A 17,925-nucleotide genomic window follows, 5' to 3' on the forward strand; every position below is an offset into this window, starting at 1 on the left:
TCAACCATGGCCAATTCGGGGAAGGTGGACTGGAATCATGGCGCAGTGGACTTCGGCGGTGGGGGCCGCGCAACTCGCCCGGCTCCTCAATTCCCAGCAGGAGCGCCCCGCGGGCCCGGGCACCCGTCGTCCGCCCGCGTATCGCGCGCTCGCCGACGGTGTCAGGCTGCTCGTACTCGAAGGGCGGGTACCGGTCGCCGCGCGGCTGCCCGCCGAGCGGGAACTGGCGCTGGCCCTGTCCGTCAGCCGTACGACCGTCGCCGCGGCCTACGAGGCGCTGCGCGCGGAGGGTTTCCTGGAGTCGCGCCGCGGAGCCGGGAGCTGGACCGCGGTCCCCGCCGGGAATCCGCTGCCCGCGCGCGGTCTGGAACCCCTTCCTCCCGAGACCCTCGGTTCGATGATCGACCTCGGCTGCGCGGCGCTGCCCGCGCCGGAGCCGTGGCTGACCCGCGCCGTCCAGGGCGCCCTGGAGGAACTGCCCCCGTACGCGCACACGCACGGCGACTACCCCGCCGGCCTCCCCGCGCTGCGCGCCATGCTCGCCGAGCGGTACACGGCGCGCGGTATCCCCACCATGCCCGAACAGATCATGGTGACCACCGGGGCGATGGGCGCGATCGACGCGATCTGTCATCTCTTCGCGGGCCGCGGCGAACGCATCGCCGTCGAGTCCCCCTCCTACGCCAACATCCTCCAGCTGATGAGGGAGGCCGGTGCCCGGCTGGTGCCCGTCGCGATGGCCGAGGGGCTGGCCGGCTGGGACATGGACCGCTGGCGCCAGGTCCTGCGCGACGCCGCGCCCCGGCTCGCGTACGTCGTCGCGGACTTCCACAACCCCACCGGCGCGCTCGCCGGCGAGGACCAGCGGCGCGGGCTCGTGGACGCGGCGCGCTCGGCCGGCACGGTCCTCGTCGTCGACGAGACGATGAGCGAACTGCACCTGGACGACGATCTGGAGATGCCGCGCCCCGTGTGCGGCTTCGATCCGGCGGGCTCGACCGTGATCACCGTGGGTTCGGCCAGCAAGGCCTTCTGGGCGGGCATGCGGATCGGCTGGGTGCGGGCCGCGCCCGACGTCATCCGCAGCCTGGTCGCCGCCCGCGCCTACGCCGACCTCGGCACTCCCGTACTGGAACAGCTCGCGGTGAACTGGCTGCTGAGCACGGGGGGTTGGGAGGAGGCCGTCGACATCCGGCGCGGCCAGGCCCGTGAGAACCGCGACGCCCTCGTCGCGGCCGTCCGAAGGGAGCTGCCCCGGTGGGAGTTCTCCGTCCCGCGTGGCGGTCTCACCCTGTGGGTGCGTACGGGCGGTCTGTCCGGGTCGCGGCTGGCCGAGGTCGGCGAGCGCGTGGGTGTGCGGGTGCCCTCGGGGCCCCGGTTCGGCGTGGACGGCGCCTTCGAGGGATACGTGCGGCTGCCGTTCACGGTGGGCGGCGCGGTCGCGGACGAGGCGGCGACGCGGCTGGCGGCGGCGGCCCGGCTGGTGGAGACCGGCGCGAGCGGAGGGGACGAGGGGCCCCGGACGTTCGTGGCGTAGCCGTACGGGCGGCCGGGGAGCGGAACCCTCGGGAGCGGAACCCCCCCCGGGGCGGAGTCAGGAGTCGAGTCCCGGGCGCCGCGTCCGTGACGGCATCCGCGAGCGTGGACGCCGGGGAGCGTTCGGGTGGGGAACAGATGCGGGCGGGGCCGGAAACCGCCTGGGTTTCCGGCCCCGCCCGCACGCGTGGACCTCGGAGCCGGTGCCTCACTTTTACCCCTCGGCCACCGCGACCCCGGCGACCCCGGCGACCTCGGAGGGCGCCTTTTCCGCGTCCGCCGGTGTCGTGCGCTCCGGCAGCAGGGCGAGCACCGCCCGCCGCTGCGCCTCGCTCGTGGCGTCGTCGTACGGGTCCGGTGTGGCGGGGACCTGGAGGCGCAGGACGGGGCCGGTGCCCAGGCGCGCGTAGCCGCGGCCGGGGGGCACGTCCCGGGTCGGCGTGGTGTGCGGGGGCGCGTCCAGGACCGCTTCCAGCCGAGCGGCCGAGGCGGTGCCGAGTACCACGCGCGCGCGGGTGTGCCGACGTACCGCGTCGCTGAGGAAGTCGAGGTTCTCGAAGTGCTCGGCGACCACGACCGTGACGTTCGCCGCGCGGCCGTGCCGCAGCGGGACCTGGAGCAGCGACTGGGGATCCTCGCGCCCGTCGGCGGCGGCCAGATGGCCGAGCGCGCTGGGCCGGTCCAGCAGGATCCACAGCGGGTTCCTGATGTCGTCGGGGGCGGGATGCCCCGCCTGGCGGGCGCGGTTCGCGGCGATCAGCCGCCGCTCGGTCTCGTGCGCCGCCCACTCGAGGCTGGCGAGTGCCCCGCCGGTCGAGCACTCGACGGCCAGGACGCCCTCCCGCCCGGTCAGGCACGCGTACTCGCCGGTGCCTCCGCCGTCGACGACGACGACATCGCCGTGCTGGAGGGCCTGCAGGGCGATGGAGCGCAGGAGGGTGGTCGTGCCGGCGCCCGGTTCGCCCGTGATCAGCAGGTGCGGCTCGGTGGAGCGCGCGCCCGTGCGCCAGACGACCGGCGGAACGTCGCGCCGCTCCTCGCCGTGGGTGAGGGGGAGCGTGCGCTGGACGTCGGCCGGATCGGTGAATCCGAGGACCGTCTCGCCGGGCGCGGTGACGAAGCGCTGGGCGGCGATGTCGGTGGGCAGGGGCGCGAGGACCGTGACGGTGAGTTCGTTGCCCTCCTCGTCCCAGTCGAAGTGGTACTCACGGCCGCGGCCCGACTTGGCGTGCAGGAGCTGCTCGATGCGGGCGCGGGAGTCCGGTTCGCCGTCCGTGAAGTACGCGGGGTAGTGGACGAGCAGACGGGAGATCCGTCCGTCGTCGTCGAAGTCGTACGCGGTGAAGGCCTTCTCCCAGTCGCCGCCGTGGGCGTACAGGGGAGCGGGGTCGTCGGCCGCGGAGAAGTACGGGACGAGCGCGTCGTAGAGGCACTGGAGGCGTTCGGTCTGCGCCTCGTCCGGGCCGGTCGCGGGCGGTGGGGTGCGCTCGCGACCGGCCCAGGCCGCCGCCGCCATCAGAGTGATGACGGCGAGCAGAGGTCCGTACGGCACCAGGGCCACGATCAGGACCACCGAGGCCGCCAGGAACAGCAGCGGCCCGCGACGGTCCTTGGGGGTGGCGGCCCACTTGCGCCGTCCGGCGGCTGCCAGCCGGCGCAGTCCACGGGTCACCGTGATCAGCGGATGGAGGACATCGGTGGCGCTGTCGGCTGCCGTCCGGGCCAGCTCCCGGCTCTTGGCGATCTGTGCGGTGCCGTTGCTGAGGATGCGGGGGAGAGGGCGCCGGGCCACTGCTGTCTCCTGGAGGTGCGTACGAGGTGGGGACGTCGTCAGAACTTGATCCCGCCGAGGAGGCCCGCCAGGCTCTCCCCGCCGGCCTTGATGCTCGGCGCGATGGCCGTGCTCGCGAGGTAGAAGCCGAAGAGCGCGGCCACGAAGGCGTGCGACGCCTTCAGTCCGTCCTTCTTGAAGAAGAGGAAGACGATGATGCCGAGAAGGACGACGCCGGACATGGACAGAATCATTTGAGCTCTCCTGGTTCGTGGGGACGGTCACCATGAGTTGTTCCAGGATCACAGCATGTATCCATACGATAAAAGGTGCAACTGGGTGAAAAACGGCCGATTTCACCCGCGCGACGGAGCCGTCTTGCGCCGCCTGAGCTGCCCTGTTGCGCTCGATGTGCGCTTTGTGATCTTTGCCGCGGAGGGTGCCTGTGATGTGCCGCCGGAGCCAGTACCCTGTCGATTCACCCGAACGGTTGCAGTGAGAGGCGGTCCGGCAGATGAGCGAAGCCCCCGACCCCGAGGTCGTGGAGCTCGCGACCAAGATCTTCGATCTGGCGCGGCGCGGTGAGACGGAGACGCTCGTGGCGTACGTCGACGCCGGTGTCCCGGCCGACCTCACCAACGACCGCGGCGACTCGCTCGTGATGCTCGCCGCCTACCACGGGCACGCCGACGCGGTCCGCGCCCTGCTGGAGCGCGGCGCCGAGGCCGACCGTGTCAACGACCGGGGCCAGACCCCCCTCGCCGGAGCGGTCTTCAAGGGCGAGGAGGCCGTCATCCGGGCCCTCCTGGCCGCCGGCGCCGATCCGGCCGCGGGCACCCCGTCGGCTGTCGACACGGCGCGCATGTTCGCCAAGACGGACCTGCTCGAATTGTTCGGCACGTCATGAATCGAACGCCCTGACCAGGCGAAACGCAGGAAAAAAGGGAGGCGGAACGGGGCCGCCGGAAATACGGTCGCGGCAGGAAGAACCGCCGAGTCATCATGACGACGTGATTCACGGACGCGATGGCTGGGCAGAAGTTGCCGCACCGCGCGGGCCGTGACTCGGCCCGCATGGGCCACCGACGAGAGGCAGAGGAAGATGGTCTACAGCAAGCAAGAGACGGCGGGCGCCCCGACGTGTTGTCACGCGGCCAGGTAATGCAGGATCCCGGTTGCGTCGACGCTTGATGTGAGGCTGTTTCCCATGTTCGATCCGGTCATAGCGCCCAGCGGAACCCTGCTCGGCCTTCTCCAGAGGGGCCGCGGCGACGGCACGCTGCACGCACTCACCGCACCGCGGGCCGAAGCGCTCGCGGCACTGAACCACTGCGTCCTCAGGGACCCGCGCCACGACTGGCAGGTGGAGAACCGCTCCCTGTACTACGCCCGTCTCTATCTCGATCTGAGTGGCGAGCTCGACGAGATCGAGCGGCACCTCTTCGACGCCGAGGACATCCTCGACGACTGCGAGTCACGCACAGGGCTCGCCCTCGCGGTCCTCGGACACCTCGCCTCCTACGGCAGGCGCGACGCGCTCGCGCTGCTGCGCCGGTACGCCGCGGTCGGCTCCAACTGGGCCTGGGCCCTGGACGAGCTGGCCCTGCGCGACGACGACGCGGGCCTGCGTGCCCTCGCCGCCCCCGTGCTCGCCCGGTTCCCGGCCGGTCCCGAGGGCGACGCCGCCCTCGCCGCCGTCGTGCGCGACTCCTTCGAGCCGCGGCCGTGGCGGCTGTGGGCCGACGACTCCCGCGCGTCCGTCGCCACCCGTGTGCGCGCCGCCCAGGAATCCGGGTCCTTCGACCGCTGGCAACGACAGATGCGACCCTCGGGGCCCCGCCCCGGGTGGAGCGTCGAAGCCGTCTTCGCATGGGCCCAGCAGGGCATCGAACGCGGAGCCGCGCTGCACGTCCCCGCCGCCCGCTGCCTGACCGCCGTCGCCGGACCCGAGGACCGTCCCGAGATCGTCGAGGCCGCGCGCCACGGCGGGGAGGGCGCGCGCTGCACAGCTCTGCGCTACCTCGCCGACGGCGACGATCCGGACGCCCTCGACCTGATCGAGGCGGCCGTCGCGGACGGGTCGACGCCCGTCGCCGAGGCCGCCGTCGACGCCTTCGAACGGATGCGGAGCGCCGCCGCCGTCGACCGGGCCCGCGGCTGGGCGCGCCGGCCCGACGCCCTCGGCGCCGCCGCGGGCCGCGTACTCGCCTGCCGGGGCGGCGCAAAGGACCGCGATCCGGTCCTGGCCGCCCTGCGCGAGGCGGTGCGGGGCGAGGGCCCCGACGCGCCGACGCTGTGGACGCTCGTCGACGGCACCGGACGGCTCGGCATCGCCTGCGCCGCCCCTGTGCTGCGGCACATCTACCGCGAGACCGCGTCGTCACATCTGCGGCAGCGCGCCGCACGTGCCCTCGCCGTCACGGACCCCTCCTTCGCCGCGGGCTTCGCCGTCGAGTGCCTCTGGGACTGCGAGGAGACCACCCGCGAGATCGCCGCCCGGCATGCCGAGACCGGTGACGCGCGCGTGGTCGATCAGCTGCGCAGGCTGGCGGCGGATCCGGCCGAGGAGGCCGAAGTCCAGACAGCCGTACGGAGCCGGATCGGGCCCGACATGCCGGCCGTATGAACGTTCGGTGACCCGGGAGTCAGGAGCGCGTGGACGGGGACTGACCTGCCCGGGTGCGGAGCGCAACGCTCACGGGACGTTCATCGCTCGCATAGATCCACGTTGACGCGGCCACGTCCAGCGGGGCGAGAACACCCGTATGCGAGTCGTCATCGTGACCGAATCCTTTCCCCCCGATGTGAACGGCGTGGCCCACTGCGCGCTCCAGACCGCCCGGCACCTCGTCGATCGCGGTCACGCTCCCCTTGTCGTCGCCCCGGCCACCTCTCCCAAGTTCTCGGCCTCCTCCGAACAGGGCGGCGCACTCACCGGGAGCGGGCCCGACGCTCTCGCGCCGTGCCCGGTCGTCCGTGTCCCCTCCATTCCGCTCCCGGGCTACCCCCAGGTCCGCGTCGCCCTCCCCAGCCGGCGCGTCGCCGCGGCGATCACCGAACACCGCGCCGACATCGTCCACCTGGCCAGCCCCTTCATCCTCGGCGTCCGCGGCATGGCGGCCGCCTCCCGGCTCGGCATCCCCGCCGTGGCGGTCTACCAGACCGACCTCGCCGGGTACGCCCGCACGTACATCAGCGCGGGTGAGGCCACCGCGTGGCGGCGCATCCGTTCCGTGCACGCCGCGGCCGACCGGACGCTCGCCCCGTCCAGCGCGGCCCTGCACGACCTGGAGACGCACGGCGTGCCCCGGGTACGGCTCTGGGCGCGCGGTGTCGACACGGTCCGCTTCCGCCCCGGCCACCGCGACGAGGCGCTCCGCCGCGAACTGGCTCCGAACGGCGAGCTGATCGTCGGCTACGTCGGCCGGCTCGCCCCCGAGAAGCACGTCGAACTGCTCTCCGGGGTCTGTGGGATGGACGGCGTCCGCGTCGTCGTGGTCGGCGACGGACCCAGCGAGGCCACCTTGCGCGGCGCGCTCCCCGGCGCGGTCTTCCTCGGCCGCCGCACCGGCGACGAACTCGCCCGGATCTTCGCCTCGCTGGACGTCTTCGCGCACACCGGCCCCTTCGAGACCTTCTGCCAGACCGTGCAGGAGGCCATGGCCAGCGGGGTGCCCGTCGTCGCGCCCGCCGCCGGCGGACCGCTCGACCTGGTCGCCCACGGGCGCACCGGGCTGCTCGTCCCGCCGCGCGACGCCGACGCCGTACGGGAGGCGGTGCGCACCCTGGCCGCCGATCCCGCCGTGCGGGCCGCCTACGGCGCCGCCGGGCACGCCATGGTCGAGGGCCGTACCTGGGCCGCGGTGGGCGATCAGCTCATCGCTCACTACGAGGACGTGCTCTCCGCACGGAAGCTGGTGGCGGCATGAGTCTGCGCATCGTACGGCTCGCCAACTTCGTCGCCCCCTCCTCCGGAGGACTGCGCACCGCACTGCGGGAGCTGGGCGCCGGATACCGGGCGGCCGGCCACGAACCGGTCCTCGTCATACCCGGCGAGCGCGCGAGCGACCGCGACACCGAGCAGGGACGGGTGATCACGCTGCCCGGCCCGCTGCTGCCCGGTACCGGCGGCTATCGCGTCCTCACCGACAGACGGCGGGTCGCCCGGCTCCTGGAGTCACTCGCCCCCGACCGCCTGGAGGTCTCCGACCGGACCACCCTGCGCTGGACCGGAGTGTGGGCACGACGGGCCCGGGTGCCCGCGGTGATGGTCTCCCACGAGACCGCCGACGGTGTGCTGCGGACCTGGGGACTGTCCGAGGCGATGGCCCGGCGGACCGCCGACGCCCTCAACGTCCGCACGGCGCACTCCTACGCGCGCGTGGTGTGCACCACGGAGTTCGCCGAGCGCGAGTTCGTGCGGATCGGCGCCCGCAACGTCGTACGAGCCCCCCTGGGCGTCGACCTGGTGGACCGGCACCCCGCGCTGCGTGACCCGGCGCTGCGTGCCCGTCACGCGCGCGCGGACCAGGTCCTGCTCGTCATGTGCTCCCGCCTGTCCGTGGAGAAGCGGCCCGGTACGGCGCTCGACGCGCTGGAGGCTCTGCTGCGGCGCGGCGAGCGGGCCGTGCTCGTCGTCGCCGGGGACGGACCGCTCAGGGCCCGGCTGGAACAGCGCGCCCGGGAGCGGAGGCTGCCCGTCACCTTCCTCGGGCACGTCGCCGACCGCGCCCTGCTCGGTTCGCTCCAGGCCTCGGCGGACGTGTGCCTGGCACCCGGGCCCGCGGAGACCTTCGGGCTCGCCGCCCTGGAGGCGATGGCCTGCGGCACCCCCGTGGTCGCCAGCTCGATCTCCGCCCTGCCGGAGATCGTCGGCTCCGCCGGAGCCACCGCCGGCGACAGCGGCGACTCCTTCGCGGACGCGGTACGGCTGTTGCTCGGCCGCGCCGAGGGCGAGCGCAGGCAGGCCGCACGCGCGCGTGCCGAGTGCTTCGGCTGGGACGCCGCCGTGACGGGTTTCCTCGCCGCGCACGACGCGGCGGCCGTGAACCGGCCGCGTCTTCAGGAGGGCGTCGCATGAGACCGGTTCGGTTCGTCGCTCTCGGGGACTCCCTCACGGAAGGTGTGGGCGACCCCGTCGGGGACCGGTGGCGGGGGTGGGCCGAGCTGCTCGCTCCGGGACTCGCCCCGGCGGACGCGCCCGTGCGGTTCACCAACCTCGCGGTCAGTGGGGCGCAGACACGGGACGTCCTGGAACGGCAGACCCCGGCGGCGCTCGCCCTGGAGCCCGACATCGTCTCCGTCGTGATCGGCGTCAACGACACCCTGCGGTACACCTTCGACATCCACTCGGTGGCCGAACGGCTCGACACGGTGTACGCGGCCTTCCGCGCGCGGGACACGATCGTGCTGACGGCCTGCCTCCCGGACCCCGGTTCGATGCTCGGGCTCCCGGGAGCGCTGGCCCGCCCGCTGGCCCGGCGTCAGCACGCGGTCAACGCGGTGGTGCACGCCCTCTCGAAGCGGCACGGGGCGATGCATCTGCACGCGGCGGAGGAGGACTGGCTCGAGGACCGCGCCGTGTGGAGTGCCGACCGGCTGCACCCGGGGGAGCTGGGGCACCGTCAGCTGGCCCTGCGCTTCCACACGCTGCTCGCCGAGGAAGGCGTCGCCGACGGGATCACGCCGTCGGCCGAGGCCGAGTTCCCCGCGCCGACCCGCACCGCGAGCCTTCTGTGGCTGGCCACGGCGGGAACGGGCTGGGTGGCCAGGCGCTGCACGGACCTGCTGCCCCAGCTGCTCACCCTCGCCGCGTCCGAGGTGCGCCACCGGGCCCGGGGCACCAGCGCCCGCCTCGACCTGAGCGCCTCGCACGCCGTCGCCTCCGCCCTGGCGGCCCTGTCCGTCGCGGAACGGCCGGACGTGGCCTGACGGGCGGAGGAAGTCCGACGGCAGGACGCGGCCTCGACGGCAGGACGCGGCCGGGCGGGCGCGCGAGGCGGGCACCGGTCGAAGCGGCCGGTGCCCCTTCGTCGGCACACGGCCCGCGGCGGCCTCAGCGACGGCGAACGGCCAGGAACCGCACCGGGGTTCCCGGGACCGCCTGAGCGGCCGCCGGGAGATCGGCGGACCGGACGACCGCGACCACCGGGTAGCCCCCGGTGGTCGGATGGTCGGCGAGGAAGACGACCGGGCGGCCGTCGGGCGGCACCTGGACCGCACCCAGCACCAGGCCCTCACTGGGGAGTTCGCCGGAGACGGCCCTCTCCAGCGAGGGCCCCTCCGTGCGCAGGCCGATGCGGTTGCTCGCCGACGAGACCCGGTACACGCGCGTCGTGAGCGTCCGCAGGGCCGGCTCGGTGAACCAGCCGTCGCGTGGGCCGAGCGTCACGCGCAGCACCAGCTCGGCGGGCGGGGCGCGGTGCGGGACGACGTCCACGCGCGCGTGAAGGGTGCCGGGACTCCCCAGGGGGAGCACCGCGCCGTCCGTCAGCGGTGGCGGGCCGAGCCCCGAGAGCAGGTCGGTCGAGCGGCTGCCGAGCACCGGATCGACCGCCACGCCGCCGGACACGGCCACATAACTCCGCAGCCCCGCGCGCGCGGAACCGACGTCCAGGAGCGCCCCCGCGGGCACCCGGACAGGAGCCCCCCAGGCGACCGGGCGGCCGTCCACCCGCACCGGGCAGGGCGCTCCGGTCACGGCCGCCGTGACCGTCGAACGGGGGCGCAGGGCACAGCCGTCGACCGTCGTCTCCAGCACGGCGGCCTCGGCGGGGTTGGCGACGAGCCGGTTGGCCAGCGCCGCCGCGGGCGCGTCGAGCGCTCCGGAGCGCGGCACACCGAGATGGGCGTGCCCGGGCCGCCCCTGGTCCTGGACGGTGGTCAGGGCCCCGGCCCGCACCACCGCGAGGGCCCGGTCGCTCATGAACACCTCTGCGGTACGAAGCGCACCCGCGCGCCGGGGGCCAGCAGCGCGGCCGGTACGCGCGCGTGGTCCCACAACAACGCGTCCGTCGTGCCGATGAGCTGCCAGCCGCCCGGCGAACTGCGCGGGTACACACCGGTGTACGGGCCCGCCAGCGCCACGGAGCCCGCGGGCACCGCCGTGCGCGGGGTCGCCCGGCGCGGCACGTCGTACCGTGCCGGCAGTCCGGTGAGATAGCCGAAACCGGGCGCGAACCCGCAGAAGGCGACCCGGAACCCGGCCGCGGCGTGGATCTCCGGCACCTCGCGCACCGCCACCCCCCACAGGGCCGCCACATCCGCCAGGTCGGGACCGTCGTACCGTACCGGGATCTCGACGGTGTCGTCCGCGCGCGCGGTCAGCGGGGGGATCTCCCAGCCGGGCAGCAGCTCCGCGAGCCGGCCGGGGTCGTCCAGGCCGTCCAGGAGCACCGTGCGGGCCGCCGGGACGATCTCCCGCACGGACAGCGAGCCGTCCGCGCGGCGCCGCAGCAGCTCGGCGTGCAGTGCCTGGGCGGCCTCCCCCGAGGAGACCTCGACCAGCAGCGCCCGGTCGCCGACGGGCAGGGTCCTCAGGCCGGGGCCTTGCGGGTCGCCGCCGGCCGGCACCGGGGCCCTCCCGCCGCCGGCGGGCCGGGCGCTCACGCGAACGCCCGCACGGGCACGCCCGCGGACTCCAGCCGGGCGCGCACCCGGCGGGCCAGGCCGACCGCGCCCGGTGTGTCCCCGTGCAGGCACAGGGAGCGCGCGCGGACCTGCACGCGCTCCCCGGAACGGGAGGTGACCACCCCGGAGCGCGCGAGGCCCAGGGAGCGTTCGACGACGGCCTCGGCCTCCGTGATCACCGCGCCCTCCTGCGTACGCGGCACCAGAGTGCCCTCCTCGGTGTACGCGCGGTCCGCGAACGCCTCGGGGACGACGGGCAGTCCGGCCCCCTCGGCGATCTTCAGGAAGCACGAGGACGGGAGACCGAGCACGGGCAGATCCGCGCCCGCGAGCAGGACACCGTCGACGACCGCCGCCGCCTGCTCCTCGTCGTGCACGACACGGTTGTAGAGCGCGCCGTGCGGCTTCACGTACGCCACCCGCGAGCCCGCCGCGCGCGCGAAGACCTCCAGGGCGCCGATCTGGTACGCCACTTCGGCCGCCAGCTCGTCGGGCGGCACATCCATCGCCCGCCGCCCGAACCCCGCCAGGTCACGGTAGGAGACCTGGGCGCCGATCCGTACCCCCCGCTCCGCCGCCAGTTCGCACACCCGCCGCATGGTGGCCGCGTCCCCGGCGTGGAAACCACAGGCCACATTGGCGCTGGTCACGACGGACAGCAGCTGTTCGTCGTCGGTCAGCCGCCAGCGGCCGAAGCCCTCGCCGAGATCGGCGTTGAGATCGATGGGGGTCATGGGCTGCCGTTCCTCCTCCTCCGGCCCGTTCAGGCCACTCGGTACTGCTCGTCGCGGGTGTCCGTGATGAACATCCGGCCGGGCGCGTGGGTGATCGCGAACGGCGGACGGGATGCCATCACGGCGGCCTGCGGCGTCACTCCGCAGGCCCAGAACACCGGGATGTCGTCCGGGGCCGCGACCACCGGATCGCCGAAGTCGGGGCGCGAGAGATCCTCTATGCCCAGCCCCGAGGGATGGCCGCAGTGCACCGGACTGCCGTGCACGGCGGGCAGCAGACTGCTCTCCCGGATCGCCGTGCCCAGGTGCTCGGGCGGCACCGGACGCATCGACACGACCATGGGGCCGCGCAGCCGCCCCGCCGGCCGGCACTGACGCGTCGTCACGTACATCGAGACGTTGCGGCCCTGCTCGATGTGGCGCAGCGGGACACCCGCGGAGCTGAGCGCCCACTCGAAGGTGAAGCTGCACCCGATCAGGAACGACACCAGGTCGGACCGCCAGTGGCCGACGACGTCCGTGGGCTCGGCCGCCAACGCGCCGTGCTCCCACACCCGGTAGCCCGGCAGATCGGTGCGCAGGTCGGCGCCCGGGGCGAGCGCGGTGGTCCAGGAACCGGCGTCGGTGACGTCGAGGACGGGACACGGTTTCGGGTTGCGCTGGCAGAACAGCAGCATCTCGTACGCCCAGTCGGCGGGCACCGACACGAGGTTGGCCTGGGCGTGGCCCGCGGCGATCCCGGCGGTGGGAACCGACAGCCCCGAACGGAACCGCCTGCGGGCCCTCTCCGGGGTCCACGCGCGCGCGTGGCCGGGTGTTTTCAGCGGGCCCGGTGAGCCGTTCCCAGGGAGGGCGGGCGGGCGGACCTGGACGGTGTCGTTCACAGGAGCTCCTTGCCACGCGTCTCGGGGAGTCCGGTCAGGGCGAGCGCGGCGAGGGCGTAGCCGATCGCGCCGAAGACCAGCGCCCCGCCCACGCCCCAGCTGTCGGCCAGGAAGCCGACCGTGGTGGGGAAGGCCGCGCCGACGGCACGCCCGGTGTTGTACGCGAAGCCCTGTCCCGTGCCGCGCACCGCCACCGGGTACAGCTCGCTGAGGAACGAGCCGAAACCGCTGAAGATCGCCGACATGCAGAAGCCGAGGGGGAAACCGAGCACCAGGAGAAGGGTGTTGGCGCCGCTCGGGATGTTCGCGTAGGCGAGGACGCAGACCGCGGAGAGGACCGCGAAGAGCAGGATGTTGCGCTTGCGGCCCAGTCTGTCGGTCAGGAGACCGCCGGTGAGGTAGCCGAGGAAGGCTCCGGAGATCAGGAGCGTCAGATAGCCGCCGGTGCCGACGACGGACAGTCCGCGCTCCGTCTTCAGATAGGTGGGCACCCAGGTGGCCAGCGTGTAGTAGCCGCCCTGGACACCGGTGGAGAGCAGGACCGCGAAGAAGGTGGTGCGCAGCAGGCCCGGGACCTCGGCCGTGCCGGGCCTGAAGATCGCGGTGAACGACCCCTTGTCGGCGCTCCTCGCGCGCGCCGCGGCCGCCTCGGGCGCGTCCCGCACCTGGCGCCTGACCCAGACCACGAGCAGAGCGGGCAGCGCGCCGGTCCAGAACATCACGCGCCAGGCGAGGTCGTCGTCGAGAAGCTGGAAGATCAGCGTGTAGACGGCCACGGCGAGGCCCCAGCCGACGGCCCAGGCGCTCTGGACCGCGCCGAGCGTGCGCCCGCGGTTCCGGGGGCTCGCGTACTCGGCGACCAGGACGGCGCCGACCGCCCACTCGCCGCCGAAGCCGAGACCCTGAAGGGCACGGAACACCAGCAGCGTCTCGTAGTTCGGCGCGAAACCACAGGCCACGGTGAACACCGCGTAGGTGATCACGGTGATCATCAGCGCTTTGACGCGTCCGATCCGGTCCGCGACCACACCCGCGACGGCACCGCCGACCGCGGACACGACCAGTGTGACGGTGGTGAACAGGCCGGTCTGGCCGCTGTCGAGGCCGAAGTACGCCGCGAGGGCGACCATGCTCAGCGGCAGGGTGAAGTAGTCGTACGAGTCGAGGCCGTAGCCGCCGAACGCGCCGCCGAACGCGCGCCGGCCCCGCGGGCCGAGGGCGCGCAGCCAGCCGAACGCGCCTTCCTTGTCGGTGAGTTCATCTGTGGCGGGTTGCGTTCCGGGGGTCAGGGCCTGGGGTGGAGGGGTCGTGCTCATGGGCACCTCGCATTGAGGGACGGAGAGTGCATGAGGACTGAGCCGGGCCGTGCGGAAGCCTTTGGGTGCTTGGTGCTTGGTGCTTGGCGCTTGGCGGTTCGCGGTGGTGCGGAGAGCGCCTGTCCGACAAGGTAGAGGATCGTTGAACGATCCCTCAATACCCGTGTTGTTTCGTTCTCGTGTCTGCGGTTGAATTCCGGGCATGGCAGAGCTGACGGAACTGGCCGACGATCGCGCCCTGTTGGGCCGCACCAGCACCGCCGAGCGGGTCTCGGACATCCTCAGGAGCCGGATCGCCGAGGGCTTCTTCCCGCCCGGGACGCGATTGTCGGAGGACAGCATCGGCGGCGCCCTCGGGGTCTCCCGCAACACGCTGCGCGAGGCGTTCCGGCTGCTCACGCACGAGCGGCTGCTGGTGCACGAACTCAACCGAGGGGTCTTCGTACGGGTGCTCACGGTCGAGGACGTCGAGGACATCTACCGCACCCGGTCCCTCGTCGAGTGCGCCGTGGTCCGCGGGCTCGGCGCTCCGCCCTACGCCGTGGAGGGGATCGCCGAAGCCGTCTCCGACGGGCGGCGGGCGGCGCGCGAAGGTGACTGGAAAGGAGTGTCGACCGCCAACATCCACTTCCACCGCGAACTGGTCGCGCTCGCCGGCAGCGCCCGTACGGACGAGGTGATGCGCAGCGTCTTCGCGGAGCTGCGTCTCGCCTTCCACGTCGTGGACGACCCCCAGCGGCTCCACGAGCCCTACCTCGCGCGCAACCACGAGATCCTCCAGACCCTGCGGGCCGGCGACCGGGACGGCGCGGAACGCCTCCTCGCGGCATATCTCGACGACTCGCTCGCCGGCCTCGTCGAGGTGTACGCGCGCCGCGTGGCCGACGGGGGAGAGGGCACCGGATGACGCGGCGCCTGCCGTGCGGTCGCGCGGCGGGCGAGGCGTGCGGTCCCGCGGTGGGCGTGGCATGCGCCCCTGCGGCGTGTGTGCCCGTGCGGTTCTGACGGGTGGGGTCGGCCACGTGGGCCGGTGTCACGGGGTCGGCCCGTGGGCCGGTGCTGTGGGGTCGGGCGTGTGGGGCGAGTGTTATGACGTCGGACACGTGGGGCGGGTGTGCGCGTCCGGGTCGGGCGGGGCGGCCAGGGCGGGTGCTGGGCGGCCGCATCAGGGCCGGGCGTGCGCGGCTGCCCGGCCGCGCAGCCGCGGCAGCGCGGGGGCTGGGGCAGGGCCGGCTCAGGGGCCGGCGATGGCTCGCGGGGCCGGGTCCTGGGGGCCGCGGCGGGCGTGGGGCCCTGACGCGGGGTGCGGGGCCGGTCGGGTCGGCGGGGTCGTGGCCCGGCGGGGACGGCGGTCGCTTCTGCGCCGTTTCGACCGTTGTCGGACCGAGGACCTACTCTGTTCAGCGTGACTTCGCCTGCATCGACGGACAGCGTTCCGCCCCAGTTCAGCGCGGGTCGGCGCCCGGCGCCGGGCCCGGCCGCCGACGAGGGCCTGGCTCGGCGGCTGCGCGCGCTCGCCTGCACCGCGCCGCTGCACGACCTGGACATGCGCAAGGCGAATCTCGCGGGCGAGTACACGGTGTACGGCATGGCCGAGGTCGCCCTCGCCGCCATCGATCTCGTCACACTCAACATGGACTTCGACACGGGCGCCGACCACGACCAGATAGTGGCCAGGCTCATCCCGCGCATCGCCGCCCAGGCTCCCGGGCGACCGGTCGCCGAGCACGAGCGCGTGGCCCGCTGGGTCCTGGAGAACCTGATCAACGTCGGCAGCGTCGACCGGGGCTTCCGGGCCGTGTACGGCACCTTCGCACCCGACGGCACCTATGTGCGCCGCGACTACGACTTCAAGCTGATCGAGGAAGTACCGGGCTACGGGGGCAGCGTCTACCTCCGTACGACCGACGAAGCGGTCAACGTCCTCGTCGGCGCCCTCGACACCGATGTCACCAGCGCGCAGATCGCCGCCGAGGTCAAGCTGGAGGTCCTGATCAGCCGCGGCCGGCTGGCCGACGCGCAACTCGCCGCCGAGCAGGCCCGCTACCGGACCGTGCAGTACGCGGAAACGCTGCGCAAGGCCCTCGACGCCACCCGGCGCAACGTCCGGGCCGTCGACTGGCTCCAGGCCGTGCCCGACATGATCGCCGAGGCCCTGGACCACGTGGCCGACCGGTACCGCCACGAGAACGCGATCCTCACCAACATCCGCAAGGCCCGTGACGAGTCCGAGGACCCCGAGCAGAAGCGGCGCGCGGCCGAACTCGTCGACATAGTCAAGGACTGCATCCGCCGGCACACCCAGCTCCAGTCCCGCCTGCTCGAAGCCGGCCCGCTGTTCCGCGCCGAGCAGGACCGGCAGGCCTTCGGCACCCCCATGACGACCTCGGGGATCGACCTCTACGGCCATCTCGTCGCACCGGTGCTGCCCCTGCCGGTGGAGCGGGCGCTGCGCGTCACCGACGCCTTCTTCCGGCGCGGGACGGGCCTGCGCACCCCCGTCGCCGTACGGGTCGCGGATCTCGTCGACATCCTGCTGACGCCGCCCCTGGAGCGAGAGCACCTCGGCGCGGAGATGCCCGAGCCCGACCTGATCGCCACACCGGACGACAGCCGCTTCAGCGAGGAGCAGCTCGCCTCGGCCAAGGAACTGCTGAACCTGCCGCCCGACGCGCCCCGCAGGCTGTCCGGACTGCTCGCGGAGGCCCGCCGCCGCGATCCCGAGCTGCCCTACCTGGTGGCTCTCCTCGCCGTGCACGCCGCGAGTCCGCCGGTCGGCACCGCCTACCGGCAGGGCGAGGAGCGCCTGCTGTTCGCCGTGGACGACGGGACCGAGCTGGACGACCCGGAGTTCGGCGGGGCCGATCTGATCGTGGGCATGGCACTGCTCGACGCGGCCGGGATGAAGGCGGACCGGGCATGAACCTTCCGCCCCGAGAGCGCACGCACCGCGCGAGGCCCACGAACAGCGCGGATGCGCGCCGCGAGATACCCCGGAACCCCGTCGGCGCGCACCTCGCGATGCCCCGGAACCCCGCCACCGGCCGCACCGCTCCGGTGAAGGCGCACGCCGGCCCTGCGGAGCCGGACGCCGCCGGTCCGCGAGCCCCGCACCGGACGCCCGTCCGTCTCCCCGCACGTACCCTCGTACTTTCGAACAAGGAGTCCCAGCCGTGACCGAGCACGTCGAGTGGAGTGAACCGGAGGCCACCGCCGCACCGGCGAACGCCCCCGTCACCCCTGCCGACGCCGCCGACGCGGCGCGGCTCGTCGCCTTCGGGCTCCAGCCCAAGCTCCAGCCCGCGCGTGATCAGGAGTACACCGAGCTGCTGCGCCGCTACCGCGAGGACCCGCCCTTCGCTCGGCTCGCCGACGCGGTGGCCGCCGGCCTCGGCCTCGTCGTCCTGGAGGTGTCCCCGCGCGCGGGGATGGCGGTGACCGCCGCCGAGGACTCGGTCTTCGCCGTCCGCATGGGCGACTACGCGCGCCGCGCCTCGACCGACTCCGGGGACCGGTTCCTGCACGGACTCGCCCACCTCGCCGTGGCCGCCCTGGCCTTCCCGCGCCCCGAGGACCTCGCCGACGACGGATACATCGGGCGCGTCTCGGTCAACGGCGTCGACGCGTTCGTACGACAGGCCTGCAGGCGCCTGGAGGAGCGGGCCGAGGAGACCGGCGAGAACACCGACCCGGCGACCGGCGCGCCCGGACTGGAGGCGGCCTGGCGGATCTGGGCACGGCGCAGCTCCACCGGGGCCACCAAGGACGCGCGAAGACTGGCCGGCTCGACGACGGGCATCATCGCCAAGGCCGTCGCCTTCCTCACCGACTCCGGGTTCCTCCAGCGCACCGGCGACGACGCCGGCGGGACCTACCGGACGACGGCCCGCTATCAGCTCCAGGTCCGCGACATGGCGGGCAGCGCGGCCATGGCCGAACTGCTGGAACTGGGCATCGTCCCGGTGACGGACGGCACGGCGACGCTGCTGCCCGCCGAGGACACCGACGACCTGGAGCTCGTGGCCGGAGCCGGACTTCCGTTCCACTCCTGACGT

The 17,925-nt window shown here is 73.7% G+C and carries 16 protein-coding genes; 9 read left to right on the forward strand and 7 right to left on the reverse strand.

The annotated features are described in order from the left end of the window. The first annotated feature begins 37 nt into the window (after positions 1–37). A complete protein-coding gene (locus ACFYW9_RS19645; protein WP_351862579.1) occupies positions 38–1,537 on the forward strand; it encodes a PLP-dependent aminotransferase family protein in 1,500 nt (499 codons plus the stop codon). 213 nt (positions 1,538–1,750) lie between these two features. Here the strand turns inward: ACFYW9_RS19645 and ACFYW9_RS19650 are convergent, their stop codons facing one another. Then, positions 1,751–3,328, reverse strand: coding sequence for an ATP-binding protein (locus tag ACFYW9_RS19650; protein WP_389151629.1), 1,578 nt, complete (start codon positions 3,326–3,328; stop codon positions 1,751–1,753). Between the two features lie 38 nt (positions 3,329–3,366). After that, positions 3,367–3,561 carry a hypothetical protein gene (locus tag ACFYW9_RS19655; RefSeq protein WP_103549671.1) on the reverse strand — a complete coding sequence of 65 codons (195 nt, stop codon included), beginning with the start codon at positions 3,559–3,561 and terminating at the stop codon, positions 3,367–3,369. Positions 3,562–3,821: 260 nt separating this feature from the next. On the opposite strand from ACFYW9_RS19655, the gene ACFYW9_RS19660 reads away from it, so the two are divergent. The 5 genes from ACFYW9_RS19660 to ACFYW9_RS19680 all read left to right on the forward strand — a co-directional run bounded on the left by ACFYW9_RS19660 (position 3,822) and on the right by ACFYW9_RS19680 (position 9,238). Next, the gene (locus tag ACFYW9_RS19660; RefSeq protein WP_389151633.1) at positions 3,822–4,214 is read left to right on the forward strand and encodes an ankyrin repeat domain-containing protein; all 393 of its coding nucleotides are present in this window, start codon (positions 3,822–3,824) and stop codon (positions 4,212–4,214) included. Between the two features lie 300 nt (positions 4,215–4,514). After that, a complete protein-coding gene (locus ACFYW9_RS19665) occupies positions 4,515–5,933 on the forward strand; it encodes a HEAT repeat domain-containing protein (RefSeq protein ID WP_389151637.1) in 1,419 nt (472 codons plus the stop codon). Positions 5,934–6,072: 139 nt separating this feature from the next. Beyond that, positions 6,073–7,236, forward strand: a complete 1,164-nt coding sequence (locus ACFYW9_RS19670) for a glycosyltransferase family 4 protein (protein ID WP_389151640.1) — start codon at positions 6,073–6,075, stop codon at positions 7,234–7,236. Beyond that, complete coding sequence (locus ACFYW9_RS19675; protein WP_389151643.1) at positions 7,233–8,387, forward strand: glycosyltransferase; 1,155 nt, start codon at positions 7,233–7,235, stop codon at positions 8,385–8,387. The genes ACFYW9_RS19670 and ACFYW9_RS19675 overlap by 4 nt, the downstream gene beginning before the upstream one ends. After that, complete coding sequence (locus ACFYW9_RS19680; protein WP_389151646.1) at positions 8,384–9,238, forward strand: SGNH/GDSL hydrolase family protein; 855 nt, start codon at positions 8,384–8,386, stop codon at positions 9,236–9,238. Before ACFYW9_RS19675 ends, ACFYW9_RS19680 begins: the two co-directional genes overlap by 4 nt. A gap of 124 nt (positions 9,239–9,362) precedes the next feature. Here the strand turns inward: ACFYW9_RS19680 and ACFYW9_RS19685 are convergent, their stop codons facing one another. The 5 genes from ACFYW9_RS19685 to ACFYW9_RS19705 all read right to left on the reverse strand — a co-directional run bounded on the left by ACFYW9_RS19685 (position 9,363) and on the right by ACFYW9_RS19705 (position 13,870). Next, complete coding sequence (locus ACFYW9_RS19685; protein ID WP_389151649.1) at positions 9,363–10,232, reverse strand: biotin-dependent carboxyltransferase family protein; 870 nt, start codon at positions 10,230–10,232, stop codon at positions 9,363–9,365. Further along, positions 10,229–10,846 (reverse strand): allophanate hydrolase subunit 1, encoded by a 618-nt coding sequence (locus tag ACFYW9_RS19690; RefSeq protein ID WP_389151722.1) that lies wholly within the window; start codon positions 10,844–10,846, stop codon positions 10,229–10,231. The genes ACFYW9_RS19685 and ACFYW9_RS19690 overlap by 4 nt, the downstream gene beginning before the upstream one ends. A gap of 65 nt (positions 10,847–10,911) precedes the next feature. Continuing rightward, entirely contained in the window at positions 10,912–11,670 is a 759-nt protein-coding gene (locus ACFYW9_RS19695; protein ID WP_389151652.1) for a LamB/YcsF family protein, read from the reverse strand. Between the two features lie 29 nt (positions 11,671–11,699). After that, positions 11,700–12,494: a putative hydro-lyase gene (locus tag ACFYW9_RS19700; RefSeq protein WP_351862619.1), complete on the reverse strand. Its 795-nt coding sequence runs from the start codon at positions 12,492–12,494 to the stop codon at positions 11,700–11,702. A 56-nt stretch (positions 12,495–12,550) separates the two neighbouring features. Beyond that, positions 12,551–13,870 (reverse strand): MFS transporter, encoded by a 1,320-nt coding sequence (locus tag ACFYW9_RS19705; RefSeq protein WP_389151655.1) that lies wholly within the window; start codon positions 13,868–13,870, stop codon positions 12,551–12,553. Positions 13,871–14,072: 202 nt separating this feature from the next. On the opposite strand from ACFYW9_RS19705, the gene ACFYW9_RS19710 reads away from it, so the two are divergent. The 3 genes from ACFYW9_RS19710 (at position 14,073) to ACFYW9_RS19720 (ending at position 17,922) form a co-directional block, all read left to right on the forward strand. Beyond that, positions 14,073–14,777, forward strand: a complete 705-nt coding sequence (locus ACFYW9_RS19710; protein ID WP_351862589.1) for a GntR family transcriptional regulator — start codon at positions 14,073–14,075, stop codon at positions 14,775–14,777. A gap of 498 nt (positions 14,778–15,275) precedes the next feature. Continuing rightward, positions 15,276–16,793, forward strand: a complete 1,518-nt coding sequence (locus ACFYW9_RS19715) for a hypothetical protein (RefSeq protein ID WP_351862590.1) — start codon at positions 15,276–15,278, stop codon at positions 16,791–16,793. 250 nt (positions 16,794–17,043) lie between these two features. Beyond that, complete coding sequence (locus ACFYW9_RS19720) at positions 17,044–17,922, forward strand: hypothetical protein (protein ID WP_389151660.1); 879 nt, start codon at positions 17,044–17,046, stop codon at positions 17,920–17,922. Positions 17,923–17,925 lie beyond the last annotated feature (3 nt).

It is taken from the genome of Streptomyces sp. NPDC002698, from assembly GCF_042888945.1.
Classification (GTDB): domain Bacteria; phylum Actinomycetota; class Actinomycetes; order Streptomycetales; family Streptomycetaceae; genus Streptomyces.

What these genes read in the sequence shown, in the direction of transcription:
- ACFYW9_RS19705 (WP_389151655.1), bottom strand. Translation starts at nt 13,870, where the DNA reads ATGAGCACGACCCCTCCACCCCAGGCCCTGACCCCCGGAACGCAACCC.
- ACFYW9_RS19710 (WP_351862589.1), top strand. Translation starts at nt 14,073, where the DNA reads ATGGCAGAGCTGACGGAACTGGCCGACGATCGCGCCCTGTTGGGCCGC.
- ACFYW9_RS19670 (WP_389151640.1), top strand. Translation starts at nt 6,073, where the DNA reads ATGCGAGTCGTCATCGTGACCGAATCCTTTCCCCCCGATGTGAACGGC.
- ACFYW9_RS19695 (WP_389151652.1), bottom strand. Translation starts at nt 11,670, where the DNA reads ATGACCCCCATCGATCTCAACGCCGATCTCGGCGAGGGCTTCGGCCGC.
- ACFYW9_RS19655 (WP_103549671.1), bottom strand. Translation starts at nt 3,561, where the DNA reads ATGATTCTGTCCATGTCCGGCGTCGTCCTTCTCGGCATCATCGTCTTC.
- ACFYW9_RS19675 (WP_389151643.1), top strand. Translation starts at nt 7,233, where the DNA reads ATGAGTCTGCGCATCGTACGGCTCGCCAACTTCGTCGCCCCCTCCTCC.
- ACFYW9_RS19665 (WP_389151637.1), top strand. Translation starts at nt 4,515, where the DNA reads ATGTTCGATCCGGTCATAGCGCCCAGCGGAACCCTGCTCGGCCTTCTC.
- ACFYW9_RS19660 (WP_389151633.1), top strand. Translation starts at nt 3,822, where the DNA reads ATGAGCGAAGCCCCCGACCCCGAGGTCGTGGAGCTCGCGACCAAGATC.
- ACFYW9_RS19645 (WP_351862579.1), top strand. Translation starts at nt 38, where the DNA reads ATGGCGCAGTGGACTTCGGCGGTGGGGGCCGCGCAACTCGCCCGGCTC.
- ACFYW9_RS19685 (WP_389151649.1), bottom strand. Translation starts at nt 10,232, where the DNA reads ATGAGCGACCGGGCCCTCGCGGTGGTGCGGGCCGGGGCCCTGACCACC.
- ACFYW9_RS19680 (WP_389151646.1), top strand. Translation starts at nt 8,384, where the DNA reads ATGAGACCGGTTCGGTTCGTCGCTCTCGGGGACTCCCTCACGGAAGGT.